We start from the raw sequence: 17,480 nt of genomic DNA, 5'->3' as shown, positions 1-17,480 counted from the left end.
GTGAAATGTTCTCGATCCGGATCAGCCGTCCGACGGCAGGGCCGGTGTGCGCGGCGGGGGAGTGCGCCGCGTGCCCGGAGCGCCGGTGGCTTCGAACGCCGCGGCCAGGCGCAGCAGCATCGTGTCGTCGTACGCTCGTCCGGCGAAGGTCAGGCCGATCGGCATGCCGATGTCGCTCATCAGCCCCATCGGAACCGTGACCGTCGGGATGCCGAGGTGTCGGATGGCGAGGTTGCCGTTCGCGATCCAGGTGCCGTTACGCCACCCCAGGTCCGCGGAGTCCGGGTTCACGTCCATGTCGGCCGGACCCACATCCGCGACCGCGGGGAACACCACGGCGTCGAGGTGGAGCGCATCCATCCACTCCTCGAGGTCGCGGCGACGCGTCTCCTCCAGGCCCCGCAACCCGTTTTCGAGCTCGGGCATGTCCGTGAAGGGGGCATCGGGGTGGCTCCGCACCCAGTCCGGATACTCGGCGATGTCGTCGTCGAAGCCGGAGTAGCGGTCCGGGAGGGCGCCTTCCGGGTGCGGGAAGATCGTGGCCCCGTCGACCTCCGTGAGCGTGCGGAGAGCCGGATCGCCGTTCGCCTGTAGGAAGTCCTCCCACGCCCACGCCGAGAGGTCGACGATCTCGCGTCGCAGGTACTCGGGCGACACCAGTCCGCGTGTCGGGAGGGTGGGGGCGCCCGGGCGGTCTCCCTCGTAGTTGGACACCACCGGGAAGTCGACCTCGACCACGGTCGCGCCGGCGGCGCTGAGGTCGCGGCGGGCCGCCTCCCACCGTTCGATCACACTCGCCCGCGTCTCGATGCGCCGACCTGTCGGGCCGCCGATGCCCGGGGCCTGCGCGCTTCCGGCATCCGGATCCGCATTGATGTACATCTTCGGGATGCCGATCCGCATGCCGTCGAGCGCTGCCGGGGTGCCGGTGGCGAGGGCCGGATACGAGTCCGGTCGGACCGAGGCGGCCGAGGGGATCGGGACCCACGGCTGTGCTCGCCAGAAGTCGCCGCGGGAGTCGGGGTCGTCGGCGACGATCACCTCGAGCACTTCGAGCAAGTCGGCCATGGTGCGGGTGTGCGGCACCACCACGTCCATCGTGGGAACGAGCGGCCAGTTGCCCCGGGTCGAGATCACGCCGCGGGAGGGGGTGTAGGCGCACAGGGCGTTGTTGGTCGCAGGCCCGCGACCGGAGGACCAGGTCTCCTCCCCGAGCCCGAAGGCGGCGAAGCTCGCGGCAGTCGCGGTGCCGGAGCCGTTGGAGGAGCCCGACGCGAAGGGTGCGGTGAGGAACGCGGCGTTGTACGGGCTCTCCGCTCGGCCGTAGACCCCACGCTGCATGCCGCCGTTGGCCATCGGCGGCATGTTCGTCAGCCCGAGGCAGATCGCTCCGCCCGCGCGCAGGCGCTCGATCGTGAAGGCGTCGCGCTGGGCGATCAGATCCGCGAAGGCCGGGCTTCCGGCTGCGGCGGTGAGCCCCCGCACGAGGTAGCTGTCCTTGGCCGTGTACGGGATGCCGTCGAGGGGGCCGAGCACCTCGCCTCGGGCACGGCGTGCGTCGGAGGCCGCAGCCTCGGCGCGTGCGTCGGGGTTCGCGACCACCACCGCGTTCAGGGCGGTCGGCGTGCCCGGCGCATCGAAGGCGGCGATGCGAGCCCGGTAGGCGTCGACGAGGTCAACCGCGGTCGTGGTGCCGCTCTCGAGCGCGCGCCGCAGGTCGGCGATGGAGGCTTCGACGACGTCGAACATCAGCGCGACCCGTCCACGGAAGGCTGCTGCTGCGTGATGCAGTGGATGCCGCCGCCGCGGTCGAACAGCGGGCGCGCGTCGACCGTGACCACGCGGCGTCCGGGGTACGCGTCCGCGAGGATCTCGCGGGCCGCGGCATCCGCCTTCTCGTCGCCGAACCCGCACGCGACCACGCCGTCGTTCGTCACGAGATGGTTGACGTAACTCCAGTCGACGGGCCCTTCGTCGTCGCTCAGCGTCGAGGGCGCGGGCAGGACGATCACTTCCACGCGGCGACCGGCGGCATCCGTCTGCTCGGAGAGGAGGACGCGAAGGTCGCGGGAGACGGCGTGGTCCGGGTGCTGCGGGTTCTGCTGGTCGTGCAGCAGGAGCCGGCCGGGGGAGACGATCGTGGCGACGATGTCGACGTGGCCGTTCGTCCCGAAGTCGTCGTAGTCGCGAGTGAGCCCGCGCGGCAGCCAGATCGCCTTCGTCGCGCCGATCGTCCTGGCCATCTCGGCCTCGATCCGCTGTTTGTCGGCGTAGGGATTGCGTCGCGGGTCGAGCTGCACGGTCTCGGTGAGCAGCACCGTGCCTTCGCCGTCGACGTGGATGCCGCCGCCCTCGTTCACGAGCGTCGAGCTCACGAGCTCCGCCCCGACGGCGCCGGCCACGATGCGGGCGTGCTGAGCGGCCTTGCGCCACTCGGCCCAGTCGGGAGCGCCCCAGCCGTTGAAGATCCAGTCGACGGCGCCGAGCACGCCCGGGCGCTCGTCGTCGACGACGAAGGTCGGGCCGGAGTCGCGCATCCAGAACTCGTCGACCGGTGCCTCCAAGATCTCGATGCCGGCACCGAGCATGCGTCGGGCCCGCGCGATCTCGCTCGGGTCGACCAGCATCGTCACGGGTTCGAACTCGGCGACGGCGTGGGCGACGGCCGTCCAGGTCGCGTACCCCTCTTCGCGCTCGGCATCCGTGGCGCCGAGCGTCTCGCCCTCCGCGGGGAACGCCATCCAGGTGCGCTCGTGAGGTGCCGTCTCGGCGGGCATGCGCCAACTCATCGTGATCTCCTCGTCGACGATCTCGGGCGGACGGAATCCGCTGTTGAACACGTGATCAACGAGTGATACCGTAGCCCGCGATGAAGATCACGTCAAGAAGCACCGCGCCGCGGCGGATGCCCCCGGAGGAGCGCGAGCGATCGATCGTCGACGGCGCGATCGCCCTGGCACGCGAGGGCGGACTCGAGGTGCTCACCGTGCGTGCGGTGGCGGCGCGCGTCGGTGTCACCCCGGCCCTGGTCGCTCACTATCGGCCCGTCATGGACGCCTTCGTCGCCGAGATCTTCGGGCACATCGTCGCGGCCGAGCGCGATGAGGTGATCGCGGCCTTCGATGGCGTGGGCGACATCCGCGCGGGTCTGCACGACCTGATCGAGACCCTCCTCGACGGCGAGCGCGACGACGTGACACTGATCTGGGTGCAGGCCTGGGCGCTCGGTGCCCGCAACGACATCCTCGCTGCCCGCGTGCGGTCCGAGATGGACGGGTGGCAGAGCGCTCTCGAGCAGATCTTCGTCCGAGCGGCGGCGGCGGGAGTGATCGCCGACGGCCGTTCCGACACCGCCGCGTGGCTCCTGCTCGCCATGGTCGACGGCATGAATGCGCACTCGCTCGTGAAGTGGGCGCCGAGCGATCGCGCCGACCTCGCCCGCCGCGCGCTGTCCGCCGTCCTCGACAGCGCCGCACCCCACGCGATCTCCCTCGCTTCCCCGACCGAACCCCGCACCGAAGACCAGTAAAGGAACGCTCATGGATGCTGTGCGCATGCACGCGGCTTCGCCCGAATCGACGGCGATCGTGGATGCCGTGCTCGACTACTCGCGCCGTCGCATGCTCGCCGCCGACGTGCCACTCGACAAGCCCCAGACCGAGGCGGAGCTGAACCGTCTCGTGGGGGCGACGATCACCGACGCCGGGCTCGGAGCCCAGCGCGCACTCAGCGTGTTCGAGCACATCCTCGCGCCGGCCTGTCTCACCACGAGCCACCCGCTCTACCTGTCCTTCATCCCGACCGCTCCGACCATGGCGGCCATCGCGTTCGACCTCGTCGTCTCGGCATCCGGTCTCTACGGCGGGAGCTGGCTCGAAGGGGCAGGTGCGGTGCATGCCGAGAACGAGGTGCTCGCGTTCCTCGCCGGGGAGTTCGGGCTGCCGGACACCGCGGGCGGTGTGTTCGTGCAGGGCGGCACGATCGGCAACCTGTCGGCCCTCGTCGCGGCGCGGGAGGCCGCCAAGGCCCGGCTGGTCGCCCAGGGCAAGGAACTTCCGGCGCGCTGGAAGATCGTGTGCAGTGCGGAGGCCCACTCCTCGAACAAGTCCGCCGCGCGGGTGATGGATGCCGACGTGGTGCTCGTACCCGCGGGTGACGACGGCATGCTGCGTGCCGACGCGGTGCGCGAGGCGCTCGACACCCACGGCGACGAGATCTGCGCCGTCGTCGTGACCGCGGGTTCGACGAACTTCGGCATCGTCGACGACATCGAGGCGATCGCCGCGCTCAAGGATGAGTACGACTTCTGGCTGCACGTGGACGGTGCGTACGGGCTCACCGCGATGCTCGCGCCTGCCGCGCGCTCCCGCTTCCGCGGTGTGGAGCGCGCCGACTCGGTGATCGTCGACCCGCACAAGTGGCTGTTCGCGCCGTTCGACTGCTGCGCGCTGATCTACCGTGAGCCGGACCAGGGTCGCCGCGCGCACACCCAGCACGCCGAGTACCTCGACACGCTGACCGACGCCGAGGAGTTCAGCCCCTCGGACTACTCGATCCAGCTGACCCGTCGCCCGCGCGGGCTTCCGATGTGGTTCTCGCTCGCGACCTACGGGGTGGATGCCTACCGCGAAGCGATCGGCGCGACCATCGCCCTCACTGAGCGCATCGCCGCAGAGATCTCCCGCCGCCCGGAGCTGCGCCTCGTGCGGGATCCGCAGCTGTCGGTCGTGGTGTTCGAGCGCGACGGCTGGGAGCGCGCCGACTATGACCGCTGGTCGGCGGAGCTGCTCGACTCCCAGCGCGCCTTCGTCGTGCCCAGCTCGCACGCCGGTCGGCCGAACACGCGCTTCGCCATCCTGAACCCGCTCACGACCTTCGAAGACCTCACCGGCATCCTCGACACCATGAAGTAGATGGCCGTGCCGGATGTCGGGAGGATTCCCGGATGTCGGGGGAGTCGGCCCGATCTTCCCGACATCCGTCCTTCCTCCCGACATCCGTACCGGATACGGGAGCGGGGTGCGGGAGCGGGAGCGGCGCTCGGGGGCGAGAGATCAGCCGCCCATGCCGGCGATGAGTCGCGTCAGCCCGTACTCGAAGGCGCGGTCGACGTCGCCGCCGAGGCGGAAGGCGCCGGCGAGCTCCATCTGCAGGAAGCCGGTCGCCCACGCCGTGAAGAGACGGGCGGCGTCGAGGGCGTCGTCCTCGCCGACCAGAGCGGAGGACGCCCGGATCACCGGCGCGGCGGAGCGCGCGAGGGCATCCTGGGGGGCCGCGATCGTGAACATCAGCCGGAACCCCTCGGGGTTCTCCTTCGCGAAGCCGCGGTAGACGTGCGCGAGGCCGGCGAGGTCGTCGCCCTCGTGCTCGAGCCGTGCGGTGAGGGCGTCGATCGTGGACACGGCGACCGCGGTGTGCAGGGCGTCCCGATCGCGGATCCGCTTGTAGAGCGAGGGGGCACGGACGCCGACGCGAGCCGCGACCGCCTGCATGGTGAGTCCCGCGGGTCCGGCGATTTCGAGGATCTCCCGTCCGGCGGCGACGATCTCCGCGATGGACGTGCGTTCGGGGGTCGGCATCGGTCCTCCTGGATGGCTATTGACATTAGCCATGATAGCTACGTATCGTAGCTATCGCAACAATCCCGAGAGGATCCGCCATGAAGCTCGCACCCCACCTGCACCGACTGGGCAACGACATCGTCGCCTCCTACCTCATCGACCTGCCCGAGGGGATCACCCTGATCGATGCGGGTCTTCCCGGGCACTGGCACGACCTCCAGCGCGAGCTCGAGCTGATCCGCCGTCCGCTGTCCGATGTCCGCGGCCTCGTCCTCACCCACGGCGACAGCGACCACATCGGTTTCGCCGAGCGGCTGCGCACCGAGGCGGGGGCGCCGGTCTTCATCCACGCGGCCGACAGCCACCGCGTGCGCACGGGCGAGAAGCCGAAGACGGCGATGGGGCCTGCGAGGCTCGGGCCGACGCTCGGATTCTTCGCCTACGCCCTCCGCAAGAACGCCCTGCGCACACCGCACGTCTCCGTGGTGACGGAGGTCGCGGATGGCGACGTGCTCGACCTGCCGGGCGCTCCCGTCGTGATCGGGATGCCCGGTCACTCGCCGGGGAGCGTCGCGGTGCATGTCCCGGTCGTCGACGCCGTGTTCGTGGGGGATGCGCTCACGACGAGGCACGTGCTCACCGGCCGTACCGGCGCACAGCCCGCGCCCTTCACGGATGAGCCGGAGGCCGCTCTGTCCTCGCTCGATCGCCTGGCCGCGGTGTCGGCCTCCTGGGTGCTGCCGGGACACGGCGCCCCGTGGCAGGGAAAGCCGTCCGAGATCGCAGCGGCCGTGCGGGCGGCCTGAGCGGGCGACGCCCTGGTTCAGCCGAGGATCGTGTCCGTGTCGCTGACGGTGATCTGCGGGGGATAGAGCCTCATCACCTGCAGCGCGGCCTCATGGTTCTCCGCCGTCGATCCGGCGCAGGCGTCTGCGGCGATCGTGACGTGGGCACCCGCATCCGCGGCGGCCAGCGCCGTCGAGATCACGCAGCAATCGGTCGAGACGCCGGCCAGCACCACGCGGCCTCCGCGGCCGACCACGGTTTCGAGCTCGGGCCCCCACTTGCCGAAGGTCGGCAGGTCGATCGTCGGGTGGGTGCTCACGGTGGCCGCCTCCGGCACCAGCGCGAACAGCGGATCGCTCGGCGGCTGATCCGCGAACGGCCAGGCGTCGAAGTACGCACCCCACGACGTCGTCCGGTCGGCGGTCGGCATCCAGCGGGTCACGAGGACCCGGTCACCGAAGGCGTCGGCCAAGGTGCGGATGCGGGGCATCGCCTCGGCGAAGAAGGGAGACCCCCAGGCGGACTCCGGCGCGGCGAAGATGGCCTGCGGATCGATCACCACCAGCCAGGTGTCGTCGAGCGGGCCCGCACTCACGCGTTCTCCTGGCGCCGGATCTTCCCGGCCCGGGCGAAGTACGTCACGAGGAACGACAGCACCAGCGCGAAGAACACCCCGAGGTTCGCGTAGGCCCAGTCCCCGTCCCTGCCGCCGACCAGGAACAGCAGATAGCCCTGCCAGTTGTTCCACGCGGCATCCTCGGCGAAGTTGTTCACGACCAGCCCCCACCCGATCACGCTGGTCACGACCATGGTGCCGATCGAGGTCCAGTCCCAGGCGCCGTAGCGGCCGCGGCTGTCGAACAGGGCATCCTCGTCGTAGTCCTTCCGGCGGCGCAGGATGTCGGCGATCAGGATGCCCGCCCAGGATGCGAGCGGGACACCCAGTGTGATCAGGAAGCTCTGGAAGGGCCCGAGGAAGTCGGTGGCGAAGAACACGACGAAGACCGTGCCGAGGGTGAGGATCACTCCGTCGATCGCCGCGGCGGACGGACGGGGGATGCGGATGCCGAGGCTGAGGAGCGTCAGCCCCGAGGAGTAGATGCCCAGCACCGCACCCGAGACGAGGGCGAGCACCGCCGTCAGCAGGAAGGGCACGAGCACCCAGGTCGGCAGGATCGACGCGAGGGCGCCGATCGGGTCCGCGGCGATCGCATTCATCAGCTCTTCGTTCGACCCGCCGAGCAGCAGGCCGAAGACGACCAGGATGACCGGCGCGACCGAACCGCCGATGGTGTTCCACGCCACGATCGCCCCGTCGGACGCTGTGCGCTTCTGGTAGCGGGACCAGTCGGCGGCGATGTTGATCCAGCCCAGTCCGAATCCGGTCATCACCATGACGAGTGCGCCGATGACCTGGCCGATGCCGCCGTCCGGGCGGGCCAGCACCGCGGCGAGGTCGATCTGTGGCGCCGCGAGCACGATGTAGAGCACGGTGACGACGCCGGTGATCCAGGTGAGCACCGACTGCATCCGCATGATCGTGTGATAGCCCAGCACGGATGCCGTGACGATCAGCGCCGCGACGATTACCGTCGCGACGATCTTGAGTCCGATGCTGTCTCCGTCGCCGCCGAGCTGGGTGATCACGGTCGCGGTCGCGAGCACGGCCATGATCGCGAGGAATGTCTCCCAGCCGATCGAGGTCAGCCACGAGACGATGCCGGGGACCTTCTGTCCCTGCACGCCGAAGGCCGCGCGAGAGAGCACCATGGTCGGCGCCGAACCGCGCTTGCCGGCGATCGCGATCAGCCCGCAGAGCAGGAACGACACCACGATGCCGAGGACCGATACGAGGGTCGCCTGCCAGAACGAGATGCCGAAGCCGAGCACGAACGACCCGTACGACATCCCGAAGACCGACACGTTCGCCGCGAACCAGGGCCAGAAGAGGTCGCGGGGTCGCGCGGTGCGCTCCGACTCGGGGATGATCTCGATGCCCGCGCGCTCGATGAGAGCCGGCTTGATGTCCGTCATGCTGACATCCTGGCACTGCCGCCCCGTCACCGGGCGGACTTCTGCGGTCGAACCGCGCCAGAAGGCTCAGCCGGCGAAGAACGCCTGTGCGGTGCGCGTGAGGTCGTGGAGGTCGGAGACCCCGGCGAGTTCGCGGGCGGAGTGCATCGAGAGGATCGGGATGCCGACGTCCACCGTGCGGATGCCGAGGCGCGTCGCGGTGATGGGGCCGATCGTCGACCCGCAGGGCACGCTGTTGTTCGACACGAACTCCTGGGCCGTCACCCCGGCCCGCTCGCACCAGGACAGCCAGGACGCGGTGCCGACGGCATCCGTCGCGTACCGCTGGTTGGCGTTGATCTTCAGGATCGGCCCCGACCCGAGCACCGGCTGCACGACGGGGTCATGCTTGGCGGCGTAGTTGGGGTGCACGGAGTGTCCGACATCGCTCGACAGGCACCACGACGACGCGTACCCTCGGCGCCGCTCGGAGGCATCGGCGCCGAGCCCGGCATACAGGCGCTCGAGCACGTCCTCCAGGAACGGGCCGGCCGCTCCGGAGCGCGACTCGGAACCGAGCTCCTCGTGGTCGAAGGCGGCGAGCACGGCGATGGGGCCACCCGCCCTCGGCTCGTGTGTCGCGAGCGCGACCACCCCGGCGTGCACCGAGGCGAGGTCGTCGAGACGGCCGGAGGCGAAGAAGGCGTCGTCCTTGCCGAACACGGCGCCGCGTGCGCTGTCGGCGATCACCACGTCGTATCCGCGGATGTCGGCGGCCGCCACGTCGGCGGAGGCGGCGAGCTCGGCGAGGATGTCGGCTTCACTCGCGTCGCCCAGGCCCCACACCGGCTGCGTCTCGACCTGCTTGTCGAGGGCGAGGCCGTTGTTGACGCCGCGGTCGAGGTGGATCGCGAGCTGCGGCAGGCGCAGGAGAGGGCCGGTGTCGGCGAGCACCACGCGTCCGTCCGCGAGGGCCAGGCGTCCGGCGAGACGCAGCTCGCGGTCGAGCCAGGAGTTCAGCAGCGGGCCGCCGTAGACCTCGACGGCGGCCTGCAGCCAGCCGCGCGACCCCGTGGTCGGCTGCGGCTTGAGCTTGAAGCCGGGGGAGTCGGTGTGGGCGCCGAAGATCTGCACGGGTGTCGTCGCCGTGGCATCCGCGGGCACCGTCCAGGCGATCGCCGCGCCGTCGCGGACCACCACATACCGCCCGCCCGCGGGTGCGGTCCAGGCGTCCTCCTCACGCAGCCGGGTGAACCCTGCGCTCTCCAGGCGCCGAGCGACCTCCGCCGCCGCGTGATAGCTCGACGGAGAAGCGGCGACGAAGTCGGCGAGATCCTCGGCGTGGGCGAGCGCGGCGGGGGTGACAGGCATGTCGTGACCTTCCTTCGGATGTGCGGTCCTTCGAGCGTAGTCCGGGGTCTGCTCTCGGAATCGCCGTCGAGCGGGGCGCTTCGCGTTCCCGGGTGTTCACCACGGCGCGGTAGGGTCTTCTCGATAGCGCCTAGGGTTCCGGGGTTCACGCCCGTCTGGTCCGAGCGGCGCCACGGCACTCCTCCGCAGGAGAGCCGTCATCTGACAGGACAAAAGCCCGGAGGACCCTGTTCGTCGCGCCGTGCGTCGGACGGAAGGGTCTCGCCGTGTCGCCTCTCGCCTTCGTCCTGGTCTTCGGAGCCGCCATCGCCCACGCGGCGTGGAACATCATCGCGCACGGCATCAGCAGGGCCGGAGCGCCGTTCTTGTGGTGGGGTGCCGTCGGGAGCACCGTCGTGTGGGCCGGAGCCGTGCCGTTCACAGGCGGCCTCGGTACCGACGATGTGGGGTCCTTCGCCCTCGGTGTCGTCGTCTCGTCGATCCTTCACGTCGGCTACATGGCGGTCCTCCAGCGCGGGTATCAGCGAGGCAACCTCTCCACCGTCTACGCGACCGCCCGCGGCACCGGCCCCTTCCTCTCCGTGATCGTCGCCGTACTGGTGCTGGGGGAGCGCCCGTCGGCGGTCGCGCTCGTGGGCGTGGCGGCGGTGATCGTCGGGGTCGTCGCCGTCGGTCTCGTCGATCGGGGCAAAGGGGCGGGCACGGGGCGGATCGATCCCGGCATCGTATTCGGCCTGCTCACCGGCGTCGCGATCGCGATCTACACGATCTGGGACGCTCACGCGGTGCGGACGTGGGACCTCTCGCCCGTCGCGTTCATGGTCGGGACCACGGTGCTGCAAGTGCCGTTCTACTCGATCGCGGTTCGTCGCCGCTGGGATGCGGTGTGGGCGCTCGGCCGCACGCAGTGGCGCCGCATCCTCGCTTTCGGGATCCTCTCCCCGCTGTCGTACATCCTGGTGCTGACGGCGATCCAGATCGCTCCGGTCGCGCTGGTCGCACCGTTGCGCGAGGTGAGCGTCGTGCTGGTGAGCCTCTTCGGGGTCTTCGTCCTGCGGGAATCGCGTCCGGGATGGCGGATCGCCGCATCGCTCGTGGTCGTCGCAGGCATCGTGCTGCTCGCGCTCTGAGCGTCGTGGTCCGCTCCCCGCCGAACGCATTCCGGGATATCGCGAAACACCTCCTGAACAGGCCTGTTTCGGGCTCGAAATGTCAGTGGTCGGGCGTTGAATGAGGGCATGCACCCGCTCCTGGACTCTCTCGATCAGCTGGTCACCGACCTCGATCGCGTGCTGTCCAGCGGAGGGTTGGCGGGGCAGACCGATGCCGGGCGGATGGAGGTGCTCCGCACCGCAGGAGAAGCGCTGCGGCGGGTGGAGGCGGTGATCGTGGAGGCGGTTGCATCGACCGACCAGCGGTTCTCCGACGGCTTCGGGTGCCGCTCACTGAACGAACTGCTGCAGAGGGTGCTGCGGCTCGACGCGCCGGGGGCCTCGCGAGTCGTGAAGGCAGCCTCCGCCGTGCGTCGCGAGGTGTCGTTGTCGTCGGGGGAGCGACTGCCCGCTCGGTACCCCGCGCTGCGTGAGGCACTCCTCGACGGTGCGATCGGCGTGACCGGCGTCCTCGCGGCCACGACCCCGATCGATCAGGCGGGCGATCGCATCGGCACCGCGGAGCGGCTGGTGGCCGACGCGGCGCTGGCAGACATCGCCCGCGGCTGCCCCACTGCGGACGACGTCGCGGATGCCGACTCCGCGCCGCCCGCGACACCCGACGACCTTCGTCAGTTCGCGCAGGTGCTGGCCATGACGCTCGATCCGGATGGCGCTGAGCCGTCCGACCTCCGGGCACAGCAGCAGCGGTTCGTGACGGTCGGGCGCCTCCGCGACGGGGTGCATCCGCTGCGAGGCAATCTGCTGCCGGATGCCGCGGCGCAGCTGCAGCTGATCCTCGACGCGCAGTGCAATCCGAAGACCGGCGCTCCGGTTCCGCCCGGCGTCGTCTTCCGCGACTCCGAGGGAGAAGCGCCGGACGCTGAGCCGTGGAACACGGATCCGCGGCACGTGATCGACGGGCGCTCCGCGGCGCAGAAGCGACATGATGCGCTGACCGCCGCGTTGGGGATCGCAGCGCGCCATGACGAGATGCCGAGCCTGGGCGGCGCCGCCCCGACTCTGGTCGTGCAGGTGGGGGCCGAAAGTGTGGCGACCGGCACGGGATGGGCCACGATCGCGAACACGCAGGCGCCGGTCCCTCTCGGAGTGGCCTCGCAGGTCGCGTGCGCGGGAGCGATCCAGCGTGTCCTCACCGACGAGGGGCGGATCATCGGCGTGACGGTCAGCGATCGGGTGTTCACCGTGCACCAGCGGCGCGCGATCGTCGCGCGCGACGGGGAGTGCCTGATTCCGGGGTGCCACGTTCCCGCGTCCTGGTGCGAGATCCACCACGTGGTCGAACATGCCCGGGGTGGTCCCACCCAGACCGACAACGGCGTGCCGTTGTGCTGGTGGCATCATCGTTCGCTGGAGACCTCCGGATGGGAGATCAGGATGAGCGGGGGGCTTCCGCAGATCCGCGGTCCCGCGTGGTGGGATCCGGGGCGCCGCTGGCGCGCTCCCCATCGTCCGGTTCTGTCGAGCGTTGCGGGGACATGCCTCGCTCAGTGACCCCTGTCCTTCGGTGATCGCCGTCTCTCAGTGATCGGCGTCGCGGAAGAACGCATTCCGGTATATCGCCAAATCCCTCAATTGGCACGCCCTGTAGCAGTTATCCTTGCTGCATGTCAAGCTTTGAACTTCTTCCGAATGAGGGTGCCGCGACCGGCTTCGGCTACCGCGTCGACTACCGCCCCGCCTTCCCCATGGCCACCGTGGGTCTTGCCGCCGGCGCGTCGATGGCAGCCCAGGCCGGGGCGATGGTCTCGATGAGCGCTTCCGTCGAACTCACCTCCAAGATGGAGGGCGGGATCCTGGGGGCGATCAAGCGCTCCGCCGCGGGCCGCTCGGCGTTCGTCTCCACCTTCACCGCGGGATCGCAAGGCGGCGAGGTCGTCCTCGCACCGGCCACCCTCGGCGATGTCGTCCCCGTACGGCTCGACGGGGAGTACCTCATCGCGGCCTCGGGCTACCTGGCCAGCGAACCGGCGATCGACATCGACACTCGGTGGGGTGGCTCGGCGGGCTTCTTCGGTAGCAACAGCCTGTTCATCCTGCGTGCGAGCGGCTCCGGAGTGATGTTCCTCACGGCGTTCGGAGCGCTCCACCAGAAGCAGCTCGCTGCGGGCGAGGAGTACATCGTCGACACGGGGCACGTCGTGGCCTGGGACTCGACCCTGAAGTACAAGACCAAGAAGGCTGCGAGCAGCCTGTTCCGCTCGGTCACCTCCGCCGAAGGGCTGGTCGCGCACTTCACGGGGCCGGGCGTCGTCCTGATGCAGACCCGGAACGTCGAGGCCTTCGCAGGTTCGCTGAGCCCCTTCATCGGTGCGTCCAGCGGCTCCGGCGGCGACACCGTCAGCATCTTCGGCTGACGCCACTCGCCGCTGAGCCCGCGTCCCTCCTGTCGACCGAGTGTCGGGGGGAGGGACGCGCTGGTTCTCAGCGGAAGTTGACGAGGCCGGCGTGCGCGGCCGTGACCAGGATCTGCACCCGGTCGCGCAGGTGCCACTTCGACATCATGCGTCCGAGGTGGGCCTTCACCGTCCCCTCGGAGACGATCAGTGCTTTGGCGATCTCGGCGTTCGACATGCCCTTCGCGAGGCATTGGAGCACCTCCGCCTCCCTCTCGGTGAGCGGCTCGAGGGCATCCACATCGGCGGTCGCGGGGGTGGAGTCGCGGACGTGCTTGATGAGCATCGACGCGATCCGCGGGGAGAGCGAGCTCGCTCCGCTGTGCACCTCGCGCACCCCGATGACGATCTCTTCGGCGCTGGAGTCTTTGAGGAGGTAGCCGGAGGCGCCGGCGCTCAGCATGGGGAGGACCGTGTCACTCCCGTCCAGCGTCGTCACGGCGAGCACTCGGACGTGCGGCCAGCGTTCGGCGATCACACCCGTGGCCTCGATGCCGTCCATCTCGGGCATCTGCACGTCCATCATCACGACGTCGGGCTGCTCGCGCTCGACGGTGGCGATCGCCTCGAGCCCGTCCTCCGCCTGGGCGATGACGGTGATCTCGGGGTCACGGGAGACGAAGTGAGACAGCGCCGAGCGGACCAGCGGATCGTCGTCGACGATCAGGACACGGATTTCCTGCATAGAGGGAAGCCTAACGGCGTGAGCGGCTCGACGACCGCATGTAGACCTTTGGCTAAAAAGGTCTGGACTTGAGGCAGATGTGCCCCGTGAAGATCACCGAGAAGATGAATACAGACATCGACGAACGACTACATGATGGAGGTGAACACGATGACTTTCTGGCAGCAGGTGGGCAAGTTCTTTGGTCTCCACAACTAAGATAGTTGGCAAATAGGAGATAGTGAAGCATGGCCTTCGACCAATCGACACGGGAAACTGCGGACACGCTCCGCCTGACCCGAGGCGAGAAGCTCAGCGCAATCGAACGCATCGTCGTTCTGGTGATCCTCGGGATCACCGTCGCTGCAGATCTCATCGGCTTCTTCACCACACCGGGTGTGAACCCGGTCGCGCTTCTCCTGAGCATCGCGACCACGTCTGTGTTCGCGCTATACCTCTGGAAGCCGCTCATCGCGACATGCGCCCTCGGCGTTGTGTTCGCGCTTTCCTTCCTCCCCGGATCAGAACTCCAGGTCCTCACCGCGGCTGCAGTCGCGGCCAGCTTGGTCATGAGGCTGGGGTGGACTTCGCTGATCCTCTCGTATACCGGCGCGTTCTTGGTCGCCGCGGCAATCGTCCCGTTTGCCGCTGAGCCAGGCGTGACCGTCAATGTTGGTCTCTATCTCGTCTTCGCCACGGTGGCCGGAGCCGTCGGGTTCGCCCTTCGGCTCGCGTTCGCCCGTGGCAGCCGCCTCGAGCGCGAACTCCAGGCGGCGGCCGAACAGGAGCGCCAAGCAGTACTCGCCGAGCGGCGCTGGATCGCCGGTGAGTTGCATGACAGCATCGCTCACCACCTCACGGTGGTGTCGTTGCACGTGCAGATGCTCGAAGACCCCCAGACAAGTACAGATTCGCAAGAGGCGATTCGCGTCGCCGCGCGCAAGGCGATGACCGATCTCCGTTTCGTGATCGAGCTCGCCGACGACGCGCCGCAATCCTCGAGCGTGCAGACCGGTGACCTCGCTGCGGCGATCGACGAGGCCCAAGAAGAATTCGAGGCTGCAGGTCACTCCGTGGACCGCGTGGGAGATCCTCGGGACGAGCGCATCCCGCGTGCGGTCGAGATCGTCCTCGCGCGCATCACGCGCGAGTCCGCCACGAACATCCTCAAGTACGCCGGCCCCGGCGAAGTGCAGATGCACCTCGCGGTCGACGACGAGGTCGCGCATCTCATCCTCCGGAGTCCTCTCCCGACCGCCCCGCGCCGGGAGCTCTCCTCGAGCCGTACGGGTCTCACCCGCATGGCGGAGCGTGTGATGGGAGCGAGCGGACAGTTCAGTGCCGGCGAAGAGGAAGGATTCTGGGTCGTGTCGGCCCGCCTTCCGGTCGTCTGATGCTCTAGAGTGTGTGAGCACGCTTCGTCGATGACCGCAAAATCTGGACAAAAGTCTAGATAAACCTCGACGTTCGGCCCTACGTTTCGGGTTGAGTCTCTCCGTATTCTGGAGGCTCCCCAGATAAAGCGTCCCCAGCGCTGCGATCGCGAGCGCGGTCTTTCTGGCTTCTGAAACACTTTGCGCGCTCGCGATCGCCATCTGCGTTAACGGGCGATTTTCCGGCCCCGTTCTGGCCCCGGGCTACGCGCCCACCGCTCGCATGTAGTGCCCATCGGTGGAGATTCCCGACGCGGCGACGGTGAAACGCACGACCTCGCTCAGGTAGCGGTCCTCCGACGCCTCGAAGATCCGTCCCTCCGCGTCGCGCGAGGTACGGGTGAGGCGCAGGATCGGCGTGCCGCGCGGTACGCGCAGGAGTGCGGCATCCTGGTCATCCGCCGCGACCGCGTCGATCACGTGCTCCAGGGTGACGATGGGGTGTCCCACCGACGACAGATACTCGGTGATCGAGACCTCATCCAGGTTCACCTCGAACAGGTGACGCCCCGCGACCTCGGTGTAGTTGAGGCGCTCGAGCATGGTCGGGCGTCCGTCGAGGAAGCGCAGCCGTACGACGCTCACGATGGTGTCGCTCTCGTCGACGCCGAGCGCCGCCCCCAGGGTACCGGCGCGCCGCAGGCTCAGCTCCTGGGTCTGGGCGCCGGGCGAGACCCCGAGTTCGCGCGCCCAACGTGTGAACGGCACCGACACGTCCACCGCCTGATTGGCCTTGCGCGCCACCACGCGCGCGGGGCGGCCGCGCGTCGTCTCGATCAGGCCCTCTGCGCGCAGAGCCGCCAACGCATTGCGGATCGGGCCGCGCGAGGTCTGCCACCTCTGCGCGAGCTCCGCCTCGGTCGGGACGTCGTCTCCTGGGCGCAACCCGCCGTCGGCGATCCGAGCGCGGAGGTCGTCAGCGATCTGGGTGTACACAGCTTCAGCCACATAGGTACATTACTTCGTCATGCCCGCTCGCGCGATCGCGTTCCAGGAGCGTTCATCCAGGCGAATGGCCGGTAAACGAGTTCTGAACTCTTCCGAGTTAGGTACATATCTCGGTGCGGCACCTGTCAGAGTCTTCCGTGGATCACCCCTCCCACTCTGAAAGGTCCTCATGAAGCTTCGCGCTCTCCCCGCCCTCGCCGGTGTCGCGATCCTCGCACTCGGTCTCGCCGCCTGTTCCGGCTCGGCTGAGGCGACCGGTGCCTCGGGCGCCGACGGGTCGTCCTCTGCGAGCGGATTCGCGGTCGACGAGAACACGCTCGTCTTCGGCGTCGTGCCCGACTCGGTCGACACCGAGACCAACTACCAGCCGCTGATGGACTACATCGCCGACCTCACGGGCAAGTCCGTCGAGTACCACGAATCGACCGACTACGCCGCGCTCATCGAGGCGGCCGTGGCCGGCAAGGTCGACGTGGCGTCGTTCTCGGGCTTCACCTACGTCACCGCCACCAACAACGGCGCCAAGCTCACTCCCATCTCCTCGATCGTGACCGAAGAAGGCCAGGAGCCGGGCTACTACTCGCAGGCGATCGTCCCCGCAGACAGTGACATCACGAGCATCGACGGCTTCAAGGGCAAGAAGGTCTGCTTCGTCGACCCGTCCTCGACCTCGGGCTACCTGTTCCCGTCGTACAACCTGCTCGAGGCCGGCATCGACCCGAAGACCGACATCACCCCGGTCTTCGCCGGCAAGCACGACGTCAGCGTCACCAAGGTCGGCGAGGGCGTCGAGTGCGAGGCGGGCTTCGCCGAGGACTCCGAAGTCGAGAAGTCGGACAAGGTGAAGGTCATCGACGAGACCATGGTGCCCGGTGCACCGCTCGTCTACTCGTCCACGCTCCCCGACGACGTCTCGAAGAAGCTCATCGACGGACTCTCCGAGATCACGATCGACGACATCATCGCCGCAGGCATCGACAGCGCCGACACCGACTCCTTCCGCAGTGTGTTCTACGCCACGAAGCCGGTCGACGACGCGTACTACGACCTGATCCGCGACATCTGCAAGGAGACCGAAGCGGAGCAGTGCAAGGCCTGAGCCCGGCCTGACCACCTCGCCTCATCGGCGCCCTCCG

At 69.0% G+C, this 17,480-nt stretch carries 16 protein-coding genes; 8 read left to right on the top strand and 8 right to left on the bottom strand.

The annotated features are described in order from the left end of the window. Positions 1–21: 21 nt before the first annotated feature. Together FGL91_RS01460 and FGL91_RS01455 are read right to left on the bottom strand one after the other, a co-directional pair. Positions 22–1,749, bottom strand: a complete 1,728-nt coding sequence (locus tag FGL91_RS01460) for an amidase (RefSeq protein WP_153242872.1) — start codon at positions 1,747–1,749, stop codon at positions 22–24. Then, positions 1,749–2,789 (bottom strand): agmatine deiminase family protein, encoded by a 1,041-nt coding sequence (locus FGL91_RS01455; RefSeq protein ID WP_153244641.1) that lies wholly within the window; start codon positions 2,787–2,789, stop codon positions 1,749–1,751. Before FGL91_RS01455 ends, FGL91_RS01460 begins: the two co-directional genes overlap by 1 nt. Before the next feature lie 80 nt (positions 2,790–2,869). Between FGL91_RS01455 and FGL91_RS01450 the strand changes: the two genes are divergently transcribed. Together FGL91_RS01450 and FGL91_RS01445 are read left to right on the top strand one after the other, a co-directional pair. After that, complete coding sequence (locus FGL91_RS01450; RefSeq protein ID WP_131494231.1) at positions 2,870–3,529, top strand: TetR/AcrR family transcriptional regulator; 660 nt, start codon at positions 2,870–2,872, stop codon at positions 3,527–3,529. 10 nt (positions 3,530–3,539) lie between these two features. Further along, complete coding sequence (locus FGL91_RS01445) at positions 3,540–4,913, top strand: pyridoxal phosphate-dependent decarboxylase family protein (RefSeq protein ID WP_131494233.1); 1,374 nt, start codon at positions 3,540–3,542, stop codon at positions 4,911–4,913. A gap of 141 nt (positions 4,914–5,054) precedes the next feature. Here FGL91_RS01445 and FGL91_RS01440 read toward each other — a convergent pair whose 3' ends face one another. Continuing rightward, positions 5,055–5,579 (bottom strand): TetR/AcrR family transcriptional regulator, encoded by a 525-nt coding sequence (locus FGL91_RS01440; protein ID WP_153242871.1) that lies wholly within the window; start codon positions 5,577–5,579, stop codon positions 5,055–5,057. A gap of 80 nt (positions 5,580–5,659) precedes the next feature. Between FGL91_RS01440 and FGL91_RS01435 the strand changes: the two genes are divergently transcribed. Beyond that, on the top strand, positions 5,660–6,367 hold the full coding sequence (locus FGL91_RS01435; protein WP_153242870.1) for an MBL fold metallo-hydrolase: 708 nt from the start codon (positions 5,660–5,662) through the stop codon (positions 6,365–6,367). 17 nt (positions 6,368–6,384) lie between these two features. Here FGL91_RS01435 and FGL91_RS01430 read toward each other — a convergent pair whose 3' ends face one another. The 3 genes from FGL91_RS01430 to FGL91_RS01420 all read right to left on the bottom strand — a co-directional run bounded on the left by FGL91_RS01430 (position 6,385) and on the right by FGL91_RS01420 (position 9,731). Beyond that, positions 6,385–6,942, bottom strand: coding sequence for a cysteine hydrolase family protein (locus tag FGL91_RS01430; RefSeq protein WP_153242869.1), 558 nt, complete (start codon positions 6,940–6,942; stop codon positions 6,385–6,387). Continuing rightward, positions 6,939–8,381, bottom strand: coding sequence for a purine-cytosine permease family protein (locus tag FGL91_RS01425; RefSeq protein ID WP_131494241.1), 1,443 nt, complete (start codon positions 8,379–8,381; stop codon positions 6,939–6,941). The genes FGL91_RS01430 and FGL91_RS01425 overlap by 4 nt, the downstream gene beginning before the upstream one ends. Before the next feature lie 66 nt (positions 8,382–8,447). After that, on the bottom strand, positions 8,448–9,731 hold the full coding sequence (locus FGL91_RS01420; protein WP_131494243.1) for a M18 family aminopeptidase: 1,284 nt from the start codon (positions 9,729–9,731) through the stop codon (positions 8,448–8,450). 266 nt (positions 9,732–9,997) lie between these two features. Between FGL91_RS01420 and FGL91_RS01415 the strand changes: the two genes are divergently transcribed. From FGL91_RS01415 to FGL91_RS01405, 3 genes are all read left to right on the top strand, one after another. Continuing rightward, a complete protein-coding gene (locus tag FGL91_RS01415) occupies positions 9,998–10,861 on the top strand; it encodes an EamA family transporter (protein WP_153242868.1) in 864 nt (287 codons plus the stop codon). Positions 10,862–10,969: 108 nt separating this feature from the next. Then, entirely contained in the window at positions 10,970–12,397 is a 1,428-nt protein-coding gene (locus FGL91_RS01410) for an HNH endonuclease signature motif containing protein (RefSeq protein ID WP_153242867.1), read from the top strand. A 113-nt stretch (positions 12,398–12,510) separates the two neighbouring features. Further along, a complete protein-coding gene (locus tag FGL91_RS01405) occupies positions 12,511–13,260 on the top strand; it encodes a TIGR00266 family protein (RefSeq protein ID WP_153242866.1) in 750 nt (249 codons plus the stop codon). 67 nt (positions 13,261–13,327) lie between these two features. On the opposite strand, the gene FGL91_RS01400 is transcribed toward FGL91_RS01405, so the two are convergent. Continuing rightward, on the bottom strand, positions 13,328–13,984 hold the full coding sequence (locus FGL91_RS01400; RefSeq protein ID WP_227991794.1) for a response regulator: 657 nt from the start codon (positions 13,982–13,984) through the stop codon (positions 13,328–13,330). Between the two features lie 227 nt (positions 13,985–14,211). Between FGL91_RS01400 and FGL91_RS01395 the strand changes: the two genes are divergently transcribed. Beyond that, complete coding sequence (locus FGL91_RS01395; protein ID WP_153242865.1) at positions 14,212–15,357, top strand: sensor histidine kinase; 1,146 nt, start codon at positions 14,212–14,214, stop codon at positions 15,355–15,357. Positions 15,358–15,600: 243 nt separating this feature from the next. Here the strand turns inward: FGL91_RS01395 and FGL91_RS01390 are convergent, their stop codons facing one another. Continuing rightward, positions 15,601–16,344 (bottom strand): GntR family transcriptional regulator, encoded by a 744-nt coding sequence (locus FGL91_RS01390; protein ID WP_227991793.1) that lies wholly within the window; start codon positions 16,342–16,344, stop codon positions 15,601–15,603. 169 nt (positions 16,345–16,513) lie between these two features. On the opposite strand from FGL91_RS01390, the gene FGL91_RS01385 reads away from it, so the two are divergent. Further along, entirely contained in the window at positions 16,514–17,443 is a 930-nt protein-coding gene (locus FGL91_RS01385; protein WP_047524604.1) for a phosphate/phosphite/phosphonate ABC transporter substrate-binding protein, read from the top strand. Positions 17,444–17,480: the final 37 nt, after the last annotated feature.

Origin of the sequence: Microbacterium sp. CBA3102 (genome assembly GCF_007954505.1) — a bacterium.
Taxonomy (GTDB): Bacteria; Actinomycetota; Actinomycetes; order Actinomycetales; family Microbacteriaceae; genus Microbacterium; species Microbacterium aurugineum.
The sequence above is the reverse complement of the archived record's forward strand: the minus strand, read 5'-3'. Positions and strand labels throughout refer to the sequence as shown.